The organism is Leptospira barantonii (genome assembly GCF_002811925.1).
In the GTDB taxonomy this organism is placed as follows: Bacteria; Spirochaetota; Leptospiria; order Leptospirales; family Leptospiraceae; genus Leptospira; species Leptospira barantonii.
In genome coordinates, this window is the sequence record NZ_NPDS01000001.1 from 195,194 (window position 1) to 211,357 (window position 16,164).

At 44.3% G+C, this 16,164-nt stretch carries 13 protein-coding genes and 1 pseudogene; 5 read left to right on the forward strand and 9 right to left on the reverse strand.

What is annotated here, in order from left to right:
* Position 1: 1 nt before the first annotated feature.
* Together CH367_RS00890 and CH367_RS20905 are read right to left on the reverse strand one after the other, a co-directional pair.
* On the reverse strand, positions 2 to 1,435 hold the full coding sequence (locus CH367_RS00890) for a HEAT repeat domain-containing protein (protein ID WP_100760639.1): 1,434 nt from the start codon (positions 1,433 to 1,435) through the stop codon (positions 2 to 4).
* A 41-nt stretch (positions 1,436 to 1,476) separates the two neighbouring features.
* A pseudogene (locus CH367_RS20905) lies at positions 1,477 to 1,708 on the reverse strand (hypothetical protein).
* On the opposite strand from CH367_RS20905, the gene hflX reads away from it, so the two are divergent.
* Positions 1,682 to 3,367, forward strand: coding sequence for a GTPase HflX (gene hflX / locus CH367_RS00895; protein ID WP_208861974.1), 1,686 nt, complete (start codon positions 1,682 to 1,684; stop codon positions 3,365 to 3,367). The pseudogene CH367_RS20905 and the gene hflX sit on opposite strands and share 27 nt — an antisense overlap.
* A 29-nt stretch (positions 3,368 to 3,396) precedes the next feature.
* On the opposite strand, the gene CH367_RS00900 is transcribed toward hflX, so the two are convergent.
* Positions 3,397 to 3,768 carry an STAS domain-containing protein gene (locus tag CH367_RS00900; RefSeq protein ID WP_100760641.1) on the reverse strand — a complete coding sequence of 124 codons (372 nt, stop codon included), beginning with the start codon at positions 3,766 to 3,768 and terminating at the stop codon, positions 3,397 to 3,399.
* Positions 3,769 to 4,114: 346 nt separating this feature from the next.
* Positions 4,115 to 5,404 (reverse strand): homoserine dehydrogenase, encoded by a 1,290-nt coding sequence (locus tag CH367_RS00910; RefSeq protein WP_100760643.1) that lies wholly within the window; start codon positions 5,402 to 5,404, stop codon positions 4,115 to 4,117.
* Between the two features lie 151 nt (positions 5,405 to 5,555).
* Between CH367_RS00910 and CH367_RS00915 the strand changes: the two genes are divergently transcribed.
* Complete coding sequence (locus CH367_RS00915) at positions 5,556 to 6,206, forward strand: LIC_10572 family protein (RefSeq protein WP_100760644.1); 651 nt, start codon at positions 5,556 to 5,558, stop codon at positions 6,204 to 6,206.
* 13 nt (positions 6,207 to 6,219) lie between these two features.
* The gene (locus tag CH367_RS00920; RefSeq protein ID WP_100760645.1) at positions 6,220 to 7,488 is read left to right on the forward strand and encodes an amidohydrolase family protein; all 1,269 of its coding nucleotides are present in this window, start codon (positions 6,220 to 6,222) and stop codon (positions 7,486 to 7,488) included.
* Positions 7,489 to 7,546: 58 nt separating this feature from the next.
* Here CH367_RS00920 and CH367_RS00925 read toward each other — a convergent pair whose 3' ends face one another.
* The 3 genes from CH367_RS00925 to cutA all read right to left on the reverse strand — a co-directional run bounded on the left by CH367_RS00925 (position 7,547) and on the right by cutA (position 9,581).
* Positions 7,547 to 8,332 carry a GNAT family N-acetyltransferase gene (locus CH367_RS00925; RefSeq protein ID WP_100760646.1) on the reverse strand — a complete coding sequence of 262 codons (786 nt, stop codon included), beginning with the start codon at positions 8,330 to 8,332 and terminating at the stop codon, positions 7,547 to 7,549.
* 70 nt (positions 8,333 to 8,402) lie between these two features.
* Positions 8,403 to 9,236, reverse strand: coding sequence for a patatin-like phospholipase family protein (locus tag CH367_RS00930; RefSeq protein ID WP_100760647.1), 834 nt, complete (start codon positions 9,234 to 9,236; stop codon positions 8,403 to 8,405).
* 24 nt (positions 9,237 to 9,260) lie between these two features.
* Positions 9,261 to 9,581: a divalent-cation tolerance protein CutA gene (gene cutA, locus CH367_RS00935; protein WP_100760648.1), complete on the reverse strand. Its 321-nt coding sequence runs from the start codon at positions 9,579 to 9,581 to the stop codon at positions 9,261 to 9,263.
* 117 nt (positions 9,582 to 9,698) lie between these two features.
* Here cutA and CH367_RS00940 point away from each other — a divergent pair, with 117 nt between their 5' ends.
* Positions 9,699 to 11,081 (forward strand): OmpA family protein, encoded by a 1,383-nt coding sequence (locus CH367_RS00940; RefSeq protein ID WP_100760649.1) that lies wholly within the window; start codon positions 9,699 to 9,701, stop codon positions 11,079 to 11,081.
* Positions 11,082 to 11,174: 93 nt separating this feature from the next.
* The gene (locus tag CH367_RS00945; RefSeq protein ID WP_100761295.1) at positions 11,175 to 13,769 is read left to right on the forward strand and encodes a SpoIIE family protein phosphatase; all 2,595 of its coding nucleotides are present in this window, start codon (positions 11,175 to 11,177) and stop codon (positions 13,767 to 13,769) included.
* Here the strand turns inward: CH367_RS00945 and CH367_RS00950 are convergent.
* Together CH367_RS00950 and CH367_RS00955 are read right to left on the reverse strand one after the other, a co-directional pair.
* Positions 13,766 to 14,641 (reverse strand): ribose-phosphate diphosphokinase, encoded by an 876-nt coding sequence (locus tag CH367_RS00950; protein WP_100760650.1) that lies wholly within the window; start codon positions 14,639 to 14,641, stop codon positions 13,766 to 13,768. The two genes, CH367_RS00945 and CH367_RS00950, sit on opposite strands and share 4 nt — an antisense overlap.
* Positions 14,642 to 14,650: 9 nt before the next feature.
* The gene (locus CH367_RS00955) at positions 14,651 to 16,159 is read right to left on the reverse strand and encodes a thymidine phosphorylase family protein (RefSeq protein WP_100760651.1); all 1,509 of its coding nucleotides are present in this window, start codon (positions 16,157 to 16,159) and stop codon (positions 14,651 to 14,653) included.
* Positions 16,160 to 16,164 lie beyond the last annotated feature (5 nt).

A 16,164-nucleotide genomic window follows, 5' to 3' on the forward strand; every position in this document is an offset into this window, starting at 1 on the left:
TTTAGTTTTCCAGAGGCGGGCCGTTTTCGGAACCCGGTTCCGCATTATTCTCGTTAGACGGAGAAGCGGGATCGGTCTCTTCCATATCGGAAGCCGGGGTGAACTTGTTCTGTTTTCTTTTGTATCGTTTTCCTTTCTTTTCTTTCGGAGGAGCGATGATCGTTCTGATCTTCAGATACGGTCCGAACACCCAGGACTGAAAGGTTTCGTAATAACTTTCCGGATTTTTGGATTCCAAAAGAAGCAAGTAGTAATGATCTTCCACGAACTTCTCGCCGACTCTTTGAATGAATCTACGATCGCTTTTCTTGAGAATTTTACCGACTTCTCCGGCGGTAAGAGCGCGTAGCTTGCGCGAGGTCGGATACGGATTCTCCTGAGAAGAACCGCCTTCCACGTTTACGGTTCCGAATTGATAAAACGCCTTTCTTAGGTTGAGTTGCGCTAAAACCCTTTGAGTCAACTCGTCCGATGCCGAATTTTCTAATATTCGAATAAACGAATACGTTCCGTAAAGACTCGTGTTTTGACCGATCGCTTCGATGATGTTTTTTACGAGTTCCGGTTTTGTTTCCAGGGTTTGTTCGAGAATTCTCAAAGACGCGCGGGTTTTATGGATTCCCAAAGCCTCGATCGCGGTTTTTTGAAGTTCGGGATCGTCCGAATCCAAATACGTTTTGAACAACTTCAGATCGTCGTTTACTTGGAACGCGGCGAGACCGAGCAAAGACGCTTTTACGATTTCGGTTCTGGAAGAACGGATTCCCTGACGAATGAGAGCGTCTCTTGCGGAAGGATCCTTGGTTTTACCCATTCCTCTCCATGAGGAAAATTGAATATCCGGATCGTTGGATTTGATTCCTCTGAAAAAATAATCGAGAGAAGCGGGCGAGCCAATATCGGCTAACGCCTTGTAGGCGGCCTGTCTTACGGCTTCTCCGTCTCGTTCTATCACGTGATGAAGCGTTTTGACTCCGCCACGACCCATTCTCCCTATGGCCAGAACCGCGGCGGCTCTCACTCTAGGAATCGAATGTGTAAGAGCGATCCGATCCAAAATTTTATAACGTTTTTCGGCTTCCGCTCGGAACACGGTAAGAATCCCCTTTTTGAGCGAAAGATCGTAGTCGATCTCTTGTCTTTCTTTCGGAGTTAAGTCCTTGCGTTTTTTTCTTTCGTAAGAGGAAACCCCGTCCGATTCCTCGGTTAGATTTCTTGGATCGTCTACGTTCCAACCGCCGGAAGAATTTCCATTCGTGGAGGATTCTCCCGAGTTCGGATTTTCGGAAGAATCGTCGGGCGCATCCACCTTTGTAAAAACGTTTTGATCCCTCGAATCGAACCGGACCGACTCCGCGTCCAAACCGACCCAAACAAAGGAACAAAGAAAAATAACGTAAGGAAATAAATTTCTTATTTTGAAATAGGAGGACATTGGGTACCTTTGATGGGTAAAATTTTTCGCAAGGATGCTATTCATAAGTTCGACCGATTTTTCAGATTTTTCCTGTTTTTTTCCATGACAAGCATGATTTCAGAGAACCGGAATGCTTGACGGAAACCGGGAAACCTGCTACGTTTTAGCAAAGGGAGAATATTCTTTATTAGTAAGCTCAGCGGTAACCTCAACGGTCTCAAATCCAACCAAATCCAAAGACTGAAAAAAATTTCCGAAAAAAGAATCCGGGAAGATGTAATCATTAGTCAAGAAATTTCACGCACACTCTGCGAATTATCCTTAGAAATCAGCAAACAAATCGGAATCCTAATCGATCGATCGGGTTACGTTACTCACGTGTTAGTCGGAACCGACAACTCCATCGAAATTCCCTTTTTGGACCGACTTCGTACATCCGAAGCGAGGCTCCGCGGCCTTAGACTCGTTCACACCCATTTAAAGGGAGAATCTCTCAACCAGGAAGACCTCACCGACTTGGCCTTGCTTCGTCTGGATTATATAACCGCCGTCATCATGGATTCTTCCGGAAATCCGAACGGATATTTTTCCGCGCACGTAAATCCCGAATCCGAAGAAGAACTCTGGACCGTTCTCCCCAAACAATATCCGGGTCAGCTTACCGAAGGAATTTTGGACGAGATCCTGGATATCGAATCCAGACTTTCCCGTTCTAGAAGAAATTTAAAAGACGCTCAAAAGGAAAACCGCGCTTTTTTGGTCGGGGTTTATCCGGAAAGAAACGTAGGACGACATCCTTCTCTTTCCATGGAAGAATTGAAGGAACTCTGCAGAACCGCCGAGGTCCACGTGGTCGATACGTTTATACAGAGAAAGAATCGTCTTGATCCTTCCACCGTTTTGGGAAAAGGAAAACTGGAAGAGATCATTCTCAAGGCGATTCAAAAACACGTCGAACTTCTCGTGTTCGATTTGGAACTCACTCCTTCTCAAGCGAAGAAAATTTCGGACATCGCCGATATCAAGGTGATCGATCGAACCCAACTCATTCTCGATATCTTTGCAAGAAACGCAACGAGCCGAGACGGTAAACTACAGGTCGAGCTGGCTCAGTTGAAATATCTCAAAGGACGTCTAACGGAGTTGGACGATAACATGTCGAGATTGACCGGGGGAATCGGAGGAAGAGGGCCGGGGGAAACAAAACTCGAAATCGGAAAACGAAGAGTGGAGGAAAGAATTTCCAGACTCGAAGCCGAGCTCAAATCTCTTAAAAAACGAAGAGAGATCAATCGAAGACAAAGAAAGAAAAACGAACTTCCGGTTGTCGGTATCGTAGGTTATACGAATGCCGGAAAATCAACTCTCTTAAACGCTTTGACCAACAGCGAAGTCTTATCCGAAAACAAATTGTTCGCGACCCTCGATCCGACTACTCGAAGAATTCGCTTTCCCGAAGAAAGAGAAATTATCATTTCCGATACGGTGGGGTTTATTCACGATCTTCCTCCCGAACTTTCCAACGCGTTCAAGGCCACCTTAGAAGAGTTAGGCGATTCGGATCTTTTGGTACACGTCGTGGACGTTTCCAATCCGGATTACAAACTTCAGATGGAAGCGGTCGAAAAGATTTTGGAAGAATTAGAACTTTCTCATATACCGATGATTCAAGTTTTCAACAAGATCGACAATCTTGAAAAGTTCAAAACCTGGGCGAAAGAAAACGACGGTGCCGACGGCTATAAAAAATCCTCTCGTCCTTCGATCAATCACGGACCCGGTTTGGAAGCGATCGCGGATCTAAAAGAGGATTTGGGAATCGACGTTCATACGGATACGGTTTTGGTTTCCGCGTATCGAGGCTGGGGGCTAAAAATTCTTTTGGATCTTTTGGAAGAACGAATCTACGATCAGGCCAAATCGAAATATTCCGTCGTGGAAAAGTTTTAAGAAAGCGGTTTTACGCGACTGCGCAATTACTACGCGAACGCTTTCTTTGCTTCGTCGACGGAATGATAGATCTCCACTTTTTTCGGAAGTTCCATCAGACGGATTACGTTTTCCAAAAAGTGATTCAAACCACCGATCACGATCTTACCGGAATGTTGATCCACGGTTTTGATCAGGGTAAGAATCGTCGCAACTCCCACGCTGTTGATGTACTCGAGCGCGGAAAGATCCAAGATGATGTTGTAGACTTCTTCTTCGAAGATGAAATGAATTTTGCGTGAAATCTCGAATGAGTTGGAGTTAGTCACCTTCCCGTTGAAAACAACGAGTTGAACTTCCTTGTTAGGGAGACTTGTTTTTGTCGTCTCGATGTATAATGAATCGAATTCTACTCTCGCCATGAAAATTCCTTTTATATCGCCGGGAAAATTTTCCCTTCTTTATATTTCAGCCGGATCTTCTCGTCTTCTTGGAAATGCTCGGCATCATACCGACCTTTTAAAACAATTTGGATCGTACCTTTTCCCGGAATCGCACCTTCAAAATCCAGGTATATCCTTCTATGAGAACGTTTTTTTTCAAATTCCACAACGCGACCTTTCAGAAAATCGTCCAGATTCGCATCCGAGGTTCCAAAAGTCGAAAGATTCTCCTCCGCTCCCGGATCCAGGAATAAGTCCAGATGTTCCTCGTTCCCATCCGAATGCAAAGACAAAGTGAAATTCTTCCATTCCATTCAAGGAATTCTCAGAGTTTATCCTCTAACCGGATCGCAACCGAGGCATGTCGGATTAAAGACAAACCGTCTATGATCTTCAATGACTTTTTTATATTTTCTTCCGTCGCCGGATGTGTTATTACAACAACTTCAACGGGTTCTTTTTCAGCTTCATTTTGTCTCACGGAGGAGATCGAAATTCCGTGATCGCCCAGTACCTTGGAAATCTCAGAAAGAACTCCGGGTAAATCCACGGTGGTAAATCTGAGATAATAACGCACCAAGGAACCGTTCGCTTCCGAGATCGACGCTTGCGGAAACAGATTCCGCTCCGGCGCGATTCCTTTGTTTCTTCTCGCTCCGTAGTATAAAACATCGGAGACGACGGAAGAAGCGGTAGGCAACGATCCCGCGCCCTTTCCGACAAACATTCCCGGCCCCGCGTAAGCGGTTTGATAATATACCGCATTCATCTCGTTCATGATGTTTGCAAACGGATGTTTAACGGGGATCATCACCGGTTGAACTCTGGCTTCGATCTTATTAGACAACTTTCTCACCAAGCCGAGAAGTTTAATTCTATAACCGAGTTCGCTCGCAAATTGGATATCCAATCCGCTAATCTTTGTTATACCTTCGATTTGGACGCTCTGTAAAGGAATTTTTTCGGAGAAAGCCAAACTTCCCAGAATGCTGATCTTGTGAGCGGTATCGATTCCTTCGACGTCGAAGGTCGGATCCTTCTCCGCAAAACCCAAGTCCTGAGCGATTCGAAGAGCCTCTGAGTAATTGAGATGTTCCAATTCCATCTTGGAAAGAATAAAGTTTGTAGTTCCGTTGAGAATTCCGTATAAGGAAAGAAAAGAATCGCTTCCGAGTCCGGACTTGATGGAACGAATCACCGGAATCGCTCCCGCGACGGAGGCTTCCATTCCGATCTCCAATCCTCTTTCGTGAGCGAGTGCGAATAATTCATCCCCTCTTTGAGAGAGCAGAGCCTTGTTCGCGGTGATCACCGTTTTCCCGTTCTTTAATGCGTCCGTAACGATGGAATATGCGACGTCCGTACCTCCGACCAATTCCAAAACCATATCGATTTCGGGATCGGTAACGATCTTTTGATAATCGGATTCTAATTTGCAGTTTGGAAAGTGTTGAAGTTCCCTTCTGATTTTTTCGGGAGTTCTCGTGCAGACCGAGGAAAGGATCGGTTCCAATCCGAACTTTTCGAGATAAGCGGCGCTTTCTTTTTTAAGAATCTCGATGACGCCCGAGCCGACGGTTCCGGCTCCGATCAATCCAATGCGAATGCGTTCCATGGTTTACCATCTTCGAAATTTGCAGGGAAGATTCACTCAATTTTCAAAGTAAAAGCGTTGTTCCTTGAAGGATCGAAATTTTAATTTACAACTTATCATTTCTCTGGTACGAATCAAAGAGAAGTTTTTAAATTCAAAAACACAGGTCCAAATGGCAAACAAAAGAAGGCCTCCCCGGAAGAAACATAATTCAAATCAAAAAGGTTCCGGAGGCGCAGGCAACGAAAGGAATCGGGAAAACTCGGATTCCAACCGCGGCGGAAACGAACAGAGAAACGAACAGCGAGAAGGAAACAGAAGACATTCTCACCAACAACGCCAGCAACAAGGAAAGAATTTTCAAAGAAATCAAGAGTTCCATCGCAAAAGCCAAGAACTCGCTATGGAGAAGAGCGCGGCTCCCAAGGTCAGAGTTCCGCGGGAAGGCGGAGGAAAACTCGTACCGCGGATCATTCTCGCAGTTAGTATTCTTCTTTTAGGAATTTTCAGTTATTTCATCTGCGAAAACTATCACACAAAAACTCCGGTTTACGGCAAACGCGGTTGGGACGATACGTTTCATCGATCCGCAACTTGGACCGAAGCAAAAGAGATTTGTGATGAAAAGGCGAAACGTCTTCCCGGAAAAGATCAGTTGAAAACGTTCAGCAAAAGAGCGGATCAAAAACTGAGAAGCGCGGGAATCTTTTGGTCTTCCAGTCCGGATGGGGAGAATGGAAATTACTTTTCCGTTAACTTTAAGGACGGAGCCGATACGAGTAACCCCGGAACGATGAAGTTTAACGTGATCTGCGTTAAGTGATATTGCGTCTTTTATGATTCGAAAAATCTCCGGAAGAATCGTCACACACGAACGGCAGTTCGACGGAACGGTGGAATGGGATACTTCTACGGGTTTGATCGTGTCCGTTCTGGAAGGTTTGGAGTTCGACGTCGCCCAAGAAAACGCGAAGGACGAAGCCTGGTTTGATCCAAATGAAACCGTGATCTTTCCGGGTTTCGGCGATATTCATATCCACGCAAGGGAAGACGAAAGCGGCAAACACACTTATAAGGAAGATTTTATTTCCGCGAGTGATGCCGCGGTCAACGGGGGAGTGATTCACGTAGCGGATATGCCGAACAATCCGATTCCTCCCGTGGACGAGAATTCATATTCAAAAAAACGCAAGTTAGCCGATCGTTCCCCGATTCACATAACGTTATACGCGGGAATCGGACCGAACACAAAACCTCTGGAACATTCCGTGCCTTATAAGGTTTTTATGGGCCCGAGCATCGGAGAACTTTTTTTCCACAACAACGAAACCCTCGAAGATACGATCCGTAATTATGCGAATCAGAATATCAGTTTTCATTGTGAAGATCCCGAAGTTTTGGAAAAACATCAGGACGAAAAACTGCACGAAGACAGAAGACCGGCCGAAGCGGAAACGATGGCGACCGATTTCGCATTGTATCTGATCGAAAAATACAATCTTCGGGGAAAACTCTGTCACTATTCCACGGGCGACGGTTTGAATAAGATCAAAGCCGCAAAACAAAAAGGGATCAAGATCACCTGCGAAGTGACTCCCACACATTTGTTTTTTGATCGTTCCATGCTCACCGACGAAAACCGTCATTGGTTTCAGATGAATCCACCTCTGCGCGACAAAGAAGATCGGGAAAGAATGCTCGAAGGCGTCAAAGAAGGTTCGATCGATTATCTCGCCACGGATCACGCACCGCATAGTATCGAAGAAAAACACAAGGGAACGAGCGGGATTTCACAACTCGATACATATTCACTTTTTGTAACATGGTTGATCTTAAAAGGTGGAGTGGAATTGAAAACCGTCGCAAAGATCTGCGCGAAAAATCCCGGCGACTTTGTGAACGAATATCTCCCTCCGAAATACGGAAAGGGTTTCGGAAGAATCGAACCTGGTTATTCCGCGAATTTCACCGTGCTCAATCTGAAAAAACCGAAGACGTTTCGCAAAGAGGAAATCAAAAGTAAATCGGGCTGGTCCCCGTTTGAAAATTTTGAATTCCCGGGTTCGATCGAAGCCGTATTCTTTTGCGGAAATCGCTTAAAGTAAGAATATAGTTCGGTTTCGCGAAATCAAAGCGAAGCCGAAAATTTACGCGATCTGAACCTTAAACTCCGCTATGGCTCCAATGGCGGAGAAGAATCGATTTTTCAAAACCGAACCTTTCGTAAATCCCTTTGCCCATTTCCGTCGCGTGAAGGATGATAAAACCCGAAAATTCTTTTCGAATCTCGCCTAAGATATGTTCTACGAGAATTGACGCGTAACCGAATCCCCTATGTTGTAAGCCCGTTGTGATCGAATACAGACCGTAGGATTCTCCGTCGAAAAAGGTCATTCCGGTTGTCGCCATACTTCCGTTTACAAAACCAGCATAAAGACGGAATCCGGTTTGATCGATCAGCTTTAGATATAAATTCTCGCGGTCGTCGGATTCAAACGAATCGTTGACGATCTTCAACCAATCCTTGAGTTCGCTCGGGGTTTTGATTTTTCGGATTTCGAGCGCTTCGGAGGTTGCTTCATCTTGAATATTCGAATTTTTTGAAGTTTTGAATCGGCTCGAAGGGATCGGATTTCCTTTGAGATACATTCCCGCCTGTTCGTTGCAGGAATTGTATCCGAGTTTACGGATCGAATCCTCGTGATCTCTCGTATTCAAAAAATCTAAAATGTCCGGGTGAAATCCTTTTTTTCTCAGATCCTCGACTTCTTCGATCAGTTCGGAAGGGGATAAACTTCCTTTTAAAATGATTCTCGTAAACCAATGCGAATCCGGGTTGGAATAAAAATCGAAACATTTATAGTTGAAGATCGGCGCTCCCATCAGATCGGAAAGCGTCCTATGAAGTTTAACGTAATTCTCGGTGATTTCGATTACTTTCGGTTGCATTTGATTCGTGTCGTCGATTCGAGTTCGAGATCGTTCTCGATTTCGTCGTTCTTACGTTGGACGTTCCCGTTTATGCGGACGCGAGAATTTTTTTCTTCCAGTGGTGCGCGCTTTTTCTTCCTTCTTCCATCGCTTCCTTTCCGTGTTTGAGTTGATCGGCGTCGATGTAAGGAGTTACGGTTTCGATTCGTAATATTTGTTTTTTGTAATGTTCCGCGAGTAGTTCCTTCAGTTCTCTCGTTTCGTTTTCGATGATCTGAACGGAAGAATGGAACGCGCGGATCATCGCCTTTTCCGAGTGACCTTTTTTCGTACGAACGCTGTGAACCACGATCTTCTTGATCGATTTGTCGAGAATCAATTCCTTGATCGGTTCCTGATCGGCGACACCTCCGTCTATAAATTCTTCTTCTCCCAATTTTTGAATTTCAAAAAGGAAGGGAAAGGTCATAGAAGCGAGAATCTGATCGATCAAATCGCCTTTTGTTTTTAATTCGCGGATTTGTTTCGTGATGTTCGAAACGGAAACGCCCATCGGAACGGGAAGGTCTTCGATTTTTTTATGACCCAAATGAGGTTTTAATAATTCTTTGATTTTTTTGCCGGAAAGAATTCCGGAATAATTCTTAAGTCCTTTGCGGATCGGTTTTACGAAATTCGTGATGAGATTTCCTTCCCAGAAATCCTTCTTCTTCAGATTTAGAATCAAGTCGGTCATCGTATCGGTGGGAACGCCCGCGGCGACGAGAGAACCGATCAAAGCGCCGGAACTGCAACCGGTGATTTTGGTCGGATGGAAACCGATTTCGGAAAGACCTTTCGCAAAACCCGCGTGCGCGTAAAAACCGAAAAAAGCCGAATTGAAAGTGAGAGCCGTAAATTTTTGTTTAACGTGAATTTGCACAATATAACCTTTTTTGAATGTATCTTATTCCGTAAGAAGTTCTCCGAACATCCACGAAAAATATTCGCGATTGCCTTCGAGTAGGGGAAGACTGACCACACAAGGAACGGAATAACTGTGTAAGGATTTGATTCTCAGGGTGAGTTCCGTCATCAGTTCGCTTTTTGTTTTCAAGATAAGAACCACTTCGTTGTCGGTGACGACTTTCTTTTCCCAAAGATAGATCGATTTCATTTTGGGAAGAATATTCGCGCACGCCGCAAGCCTTTCTTCCACGACCGCCTTGCCGATCTTTAAGGCTTCCTTTTCATTTTTGGTCGTTACGTAAACGAGTCTCGCTTCCATTGGATTCTCCTCAAACAATCAGGACTCCGATTTTAATTTTCGTCCTGTTCTCCGTTTTTTTCGGAAAGTTTTTTACTCTTTTCTTATGTTTTACCGAAATCTTACGAAACTAGAACTATGAGAACTTCTTCGAAAGTTTATTCCCAATCGAAAAAAGTACGTAAAGATTTTCTCGGGATCCTGTCCTGTGTTTTTATTCTTAGTTTTATACATTTTAACTCTTTGTTTTCGGAAGAACCCGAAAAAATTCTATTTCGTTGGAAATTGAATCCCGGCGAGAACGTAGAACTCAACGAATACCATCGTGTTCAATTGGTAAGTCAGGGAAGAAAGATCAAAAGAGAGGATAAGAATCGAATTCTTTTGCAAACACTTTCCTGCGAGAGCAAAGCTTGTTTGCTCGAAGGTTTTTTCGACACATACACTCGTTATCCCGAAGTCGATCCCGCGTTTAGAAAAGACAAAACGTTTAAAAGCAGATTTCAAATTACGGAGATAGGTCAATACAAGGTTCCTCAAGAATACAGTATGCCCAACCTTCGTTCTCTTCCTAGTTTTTCCGAAGCGCCCGTTTCGATCGGAGAAGAATGGACACAACCCGCAACGGAAAATTTTCAATTCCCCGGCGGAAGAGTTGTGATCACGGTTCTCGCGAAGTATAAGTATCACGGTCTTGACAATTGGGAATTTCAAAAACTTTCGGGTAGGGCCGATCGTATAGAATATAACTATTCCTTATATTACGATTCTCAAATGAGCCGAGAAGGGGTTCCGCTTAAAATTTACGGCTTCGCTCGAGGTATGGTTTTTTTCGATCGCGAACTCGGGCTTCCTCAATACAAAAGGGTTCAACTCGCTTACACGTTCGTATACGCGAACGGAAGCGCTCAGGAGATGTCCTTCGACATTCACGGAGTATATAATAAAAACGTAAAACTGACGGATAACGATAAGGATAAGTTCGCGGAAGAAATCCGTAAAATATTGGGTGGGGAACTTCCCACAGGAATCGAACCAAGTTCCGATCCGAAAAAGAATTCCAAAAAACCACCGCGTGATACTCTTTCTTGGCCGGAAGAAGAGGAGAATCGAGCCAAACCTGAAACGGAAAAGCCGTCCGGTCCTCCGGTTGAAATCCGAAGAACGGAAGAAGGAATCGCCATCTCCTTGAACTCGGTGTTATTCGATTACAACAGCTCCGAGTTAAAGGAAGAAGCGAAACTCGAGTTGGAAAGGATCGCGTCCGTTCTGAAAAAATACGGAGATCGTGAAATCAGAATCAGCGGTCACACGGACAACTCGGGCGGGGAAGAATATAACCGCAAACTTTCCAGAGAACGTGCGTTAAGCGTTCTTAAGGAACTAAGGGACAAACAAGGTCTCGAAGAAAAAAGAATGTCCTATGAAGGATACGGAAAGTCGAAACCGATCGCGGATAACTCCACGCTTCAGGGTAGACAGAAGAATCGCCGCGTCGATATAACGATCGTGATGGAGTAGTTTAAAATCGGACTTCGCTTAATATTTCTTGCAAAATAGGAATCGCCCTTTATCAAAGATTTTTCGGCGGAAGGAACGATGAGCGAAACCCAAATGAAAACTCGGAAACTTATTTCCATTCGATTGTTTTGTCTGATCGTTTTTCTTTTATCCTCGCCGATTCTCGCGTTTCCGATTCAGATCTCCAAGGATTGGAAGATCGCGGCCGGAAAAAATCTCGAAATTCGGGCCGAAGATCCTTCCTGGAAAGAATTCAAATCCCTTCCGATTCCGAAGGACTTACTTCGTTCTTTTTCCTTTTCCGAAGACGCCGTACCTACGGTCACCTTGCTTAAAACCTTCGACGTTTCTTCGCAAGACATACAAGGTCTTACGATGGACGGTCTTTCGATTCATTTTCCATTATTGACCAACGTCTATGAAATTTATTTCAACGGGGAAAAGATCGGGGAAGGAGGTGTGATCCTCGGAGGGAAGATCGTAAAGAACGGTTTTAAAAGACACGTGATCTTTCCGATTCCCGAGAATAAAATCAAAATCGGTAATAACGAGATTCGATTGATTCTTTCCTCCGATGCCGGAGAAGAGTTGGACGCGTATGCAAGTTTCGATTCGACCCCGCCCGTTGTGGATCTTCAATCGCGCAACGCATTGATCCTCTCGGAAAGATCGACTTTGATGCTTTCCTTCTTATATCTTTTCGTGGGCTTTTATCACTTCCTATTTTATTTCAAACGTCCTCAGGAAAAATACAATCTGTTCTTCGGTCTTTTTTCGATCTCGCTTTCGACGTATATCTACCTCAGAAGTAATTCCGTTTACGAACTCAACTTAGATCCGCTTCTTCAGATGAAGTTGGAATACATGGTCGTCTTCAACGTGACCGCTTTTTTTCTTTTGTTTCTGGATAATTTTTTCGATTCAAAGATCAGTTCGATCTCCAGATTCTATCAATTCTTCGCGTTGGCTCTTACTTCTTTGATCCCATTTTCGAGCCGGGCCGTCTGTGTTTATCTTTTGCAGATCTGGCAGTTCTCCGTTTTCGTTTTTGCGGCATATTCGCTTTTTATCATGCTTCGGGCCTTGTATCGAAAAAATCAGGACAGCGTTCGGTTGTTCGCCGGTTTTATCATTCTTTTGGTTTCCGCGATTACCGATCTCGTCGGGTCGATGCAATTGGTTCCTTATTTAGAAAATTACGGATTACTAAAATACGGATTTTTCACATTCGAGCTGGGAATCGTTTTCATTCTTGCGAATCGATTTTTGAGGGTTCACAACGAAGTGGAAGAATTGAATCTGGATTTGGATCGAAAGGTAAAGGAAAGAACCGGTCAATTGGAAGATACTCTGAGTCAGATTCAGGAACTCAAGATCCAACAAGACGGAGATTATTTTTTGACCTCTCTTCTTTTGGATCCGTTGAATCGGTATAAGATTCAGAACGAAACGATTCTCGTGGAAGGTTTCAGCCGTCAAAAGAAACATTTCGAATTTAAACAATGGAAGAAGGAGATCGGCGGAGATATCATCATCGCCGACGAAGTCGTATTAAAGGGTAGAAGATATCTCGTGTTCGTCAACGGAGACGCGATGGGAAAATCGATCCAAGGAGCCGGAGGAGCGTTGGTTCTCGGGGTTGTGTTTCGATCTTTTTTATCCAGAACGAAAACTTCTTCCTCTTATCATTCCAAACCCCCCGAACTTTGGCTCAAGGAATGTTTTTTAGAACTTCAGAATATATTCGAATCCTTCGACGGTTCCATGTTGATTTCCGTCGTTCTCGGTTTGGTCGATTTGGAATCCGGGATTCTATTCTTTTTAAACGCGGAACATCCTTGGACCGTTCTTTATCGGGACGGAGTTTCTTCCTTTATCGAAGATAAATTAGAACTTCGTAAAATAGGAATCACGGGTTTGGAAAGTAAGATGAAGGTAAAAATATTCTTCCTTGAAAAAGGGGATTCTATCTTTATCGGATCGGATGGAAGAGACGACCTTTTACTCGGAGTCGATCCAGACGGAACCAGACTTATCAACGAAGACGAATCGCAGTTCTTAAAACGAGTGGAAGAATCCAGAGGCGATCTTGGATTGCTCATACAGGGGCTCAGAAATTACGGAGAATTGACGGACGACTTAAGCGTTCTCAAACTCACATATATAAAAGATCCGGTTCGTTTGGAAACGTTCGTGCGGAACGCACCTTTTAAATTTCCGGACGAAACGTATTCGAAATATCTGGATGCGGAGAATTGGGAACACGCTCTGTATTATCTTGAGAATATAAAAAGCAAAATCCAAGACGGAAACATGCCTCCGGTTTTCAAAAAGGAACTCGCGAAAGTATATTATAAAACCGGAAAGTTTGAAGAAGCACTTTTATTGTTCGAGGATTTGATCTCGGAGTTTCCGGAAGACGTAGAAACGATGTTTATGGCGTCTTTGATTTATAAAAGATTCAAACGTTTTCGACAAGCGGTGGAATTAGGGGAACGCGTTCTACTTCGAGAGCCCGAGTTTTTGAACAACGTCGCACATCTCGCCGAGTCCTATCTTTTTATTCATAAGAAAGACGTGACCGTAAAGTTATTGGAGAAGGTGGATCAATTAGATCCGAGCAATTCTCACGCGAAAAAAATTCGGATCCAATTGGATTCACCGATTCCCGATCATCGAAACGGTTAAAAAAGATTCTTAGCGATCAGCTCTCCTACGTCGATTCCGTTGCTCGAATGTAAGACCGTGTTGGTAGTCACGATCGTCTGAACCCCGCTTTGTGATAATTCTTGGAAAGAATTTTCCGAAAAAATTCCGTGCACACAAAGGCAAATGGGATCGGACATTTTCAACTTTTTAAGATGTGAAATCGTTTGTATCAAGGTTCTTCCAGTGGAAACGATGTCGTCTATCAGAACCGGAGTGTGATCCAGATACGCTTCTATCTTGGGAGTGCTGACTTCCACGTCCCAATCTCCTTTTCGATTTTTTTCGAGAACCGTATAGGGACTTTTGGAAATTTCCGCGACTTCTCTGACCCATTGACTGCTTTCTTCGTCCGGTCCGATCAATACAGGATTCCTTATGTTTTTTTGAATGTATTCGGCGAACAAAGTAGTTGCGTGTAAAACCCGAGAAGGAATCGAAAACACTTCCTCGAGTCGTTTGATTCTGTGAAGGTGCGGATCGATCGTAACGATCGAATCCACATAACGAGAGATCAGGTTCGCGAAATATCTCGCACTGACGCCTTCTCCTAGGTGAAAGGATTTGTCCTGCCTCATATAACATAGGTAAGGCGATATGAGATGGATTTTTCTGGCTCCTAAGGACTTTGCGGTTTCACAGAAAAAGATCAATGGAATGATTTTGGAATCCGGTCGATCCAAGGAACAAAGCAGATAGACCTCGGAATCCTTCAGTTCTTCGTCGATTCTGAGTTTTGATTCCCCATCTGGAAACTTTCCGAACTCGGATTTACCCACGGGAATTCCGGAAAGTCCGGAAACGGTTTTTGTCAGTGAAAAATTTTCGGGAAAGTAAAATAAGATTTTTTTCATATTCGTTTTTTATGAAATCGTAATGATTCCGTTTTCGGAGTTTAGGTAGCCGAAGGAGTATTCCATTTCGCCCTCCGATTCGGAGTGGACCGTATAAAGAACGTCTCCCTTTTCGATTCGTTTTCCCAAAGGAGCAAGAAAATATACGCCCGCCGAACCGCTGTTTGGCGCTCCGGCCAATCGCGCGACTTTGGCGATTTTTCTGTTGTCGATTTCGGTAACGACGCCGGAAATTTTTGCGAAAACATCCGAACGGAATTTCGCAACGGAAGGTTCCTTCCATTCTCCTTGAGCCTTGCAGATCTTTGTGAACTTATCCCAGGCGCGACCGGATTCTAAAATTTCAAACGCGGCTTCAAAACCGTTTCCGTTTTTATATCGATGCGGTTCCGCGAACTCGAGCATCATACCCGCGATCGTCAAAGCTCTTTGTCTCAGGTCTTTCGGCGCGTTCGGATCGTTCTTCAAAACTTCGATACAATCTTTGATTTCAAGAGAAGGTCCGATTCCTCTTCCGATCGGTTGGGAACCGTCCGAGATCAACACTTTGACTTTTAAACCCACGGACTTTCCGACCACGGTAAAATAGTATTTTAGTTTTTCTGCATCTTCTTCGGTTCGGATCTTCGCCGTTTTCCCGATCGGGATGTCGATCACTACGTGAGAAGAACCTGCGGCCGCTTTTTTGGACAAGACGGATGCGATCATTTGTCCTACGCTGTCCACTTCCAAAGCTCGTTCCACTCGAATCAAAATATCATCCACGGGGCTCAATCCGATCGAACCGCCCCAAACGATACAACCTCCTTCCTGTTCGACGACGGATCTCATTTCGGAGAGACCCAGATTTACTTTCGTAACGGATTCCATCGTATCTGCGGTTCCCGCCGGAGAAGTGATCGCTCTGGAAGAAGTTTTTGGAACGATCAAACCCGCGGAAGCGACGATCGAAACTACGATCGGAGTCGTTCTGTTTCCCGGAAGACCGCCTACGCAGTGTTTGTCGATGACCGTATGTTTATTCCATTTTAAAACAGAACCGGTCCGAATCATCGCTTTGGTAAGAGCCTTGATCTCCTCTAAGTTGAGATGATCTCCCGAACAAGCCGTGATGAAGGATGATATTTCTATATTAGAATATTTCTCATCCTTAATGTCTTGTATGATTCTTTGGAAGGATTCTTCCCCGAGTCGGTTTTCGTAAATTTTGGATCGTACGTCGTGCATCGATAGAACCGGTTGCAGATGGGAAAGAATCACCGGATCTCCTTCCTTTGCATGGACCGCTTTCCAGGCGCTTTCGGATAAACCCGCTTGATCGATCTGGAGAATTTCATTCTCAAAAATGTTCAAGGATGCGATGATTTTTTTGTCGCCCACTTCCACTTGAACCCGGTTGAGAGCGACAAAACCTTCCGATTTACAAACTGGGCAATCTCTTCTTAAGAAGATCACGTATTCCTGATTCGTATCGATCCCTAAGTTCTTTAGGGAAAGTGATTCTTTTTTTTCGGGCATGAATT

Coding starts and splice junctions, on each gene's coding strand:
- CH367_RS00890 (WP_100760639.1), bottom strand. CDS start 1,435: ATGTCCTCCTATTTCAAAATAAGAAATTTATTTCCTTACGTTATTTTT.
- CH367_RS00900 (WP_100760641.1), bottom strand. CDS start 3,768: ATGGCGAGAGTAGAATTCGATTCATTATACATCGAGACGACAAAAACA.
- CH367_RS00910 (WP_100760643.1), bottom strand. CDS start 5,404: ATGGAACGCATTCGCATTGGATTGATCGGAGCCGGAACCGTCGGCTCG.
- CH367_RS00915 (WP_100760644.1), top strand. CDS start 5,556: ATGGCAAACAAAAGAAGGCCTCCCCGGAAGAAACATAATTCAAATCAA.
- CH367_RS00920 (WP_100760645.1), top strand. CDS start 6,220: ATGATTCGAAAAATCTCCGGAAGAATCGTCACACACGAACGGCAGTTC.
- CH367_RS00925 (WP_100760646.1), bottom strand. CDS start 8,332: ATGCAACCGAAAGTAATCGAAATCACCGAGAATTACGTTAAACTTCAT.
- cutA (WP_100760648.1), bottom strand. CDS start 9,581: ATGGAAGCGAGACTCGTTTACGTAACGACCAAAAATGAAAAGGAAGCC.
- CH367_RS00940 (WP_100760649.1), top strand. CDS start 9,699: ATGAGAACTTCTTCGAAAGTTTATTCCCAATCGAAAAAAGTACGTAAA.
- CH367_RS00945 (WP_100761295.1), top strand. CDS start 11,175: ATGAAAACTCGGAAACTTATTTCCATTCGATTGTTTTGTCTGATCGTT.
- CH367_RS00950 (WP_100760650.1), bottom strand. CDS start 14,641: ATGAAAAAAATCTTATTTTACTTTCCCGAAAATTTTTCACTGACAAAA.
- CH367_RS00955 (WP_100760651.1), bottom strand. CDS start 16,159: ATGCCCGAAAAAAAAGAATCACTTTCCCTAAAGAACTTAGGGATCGAT.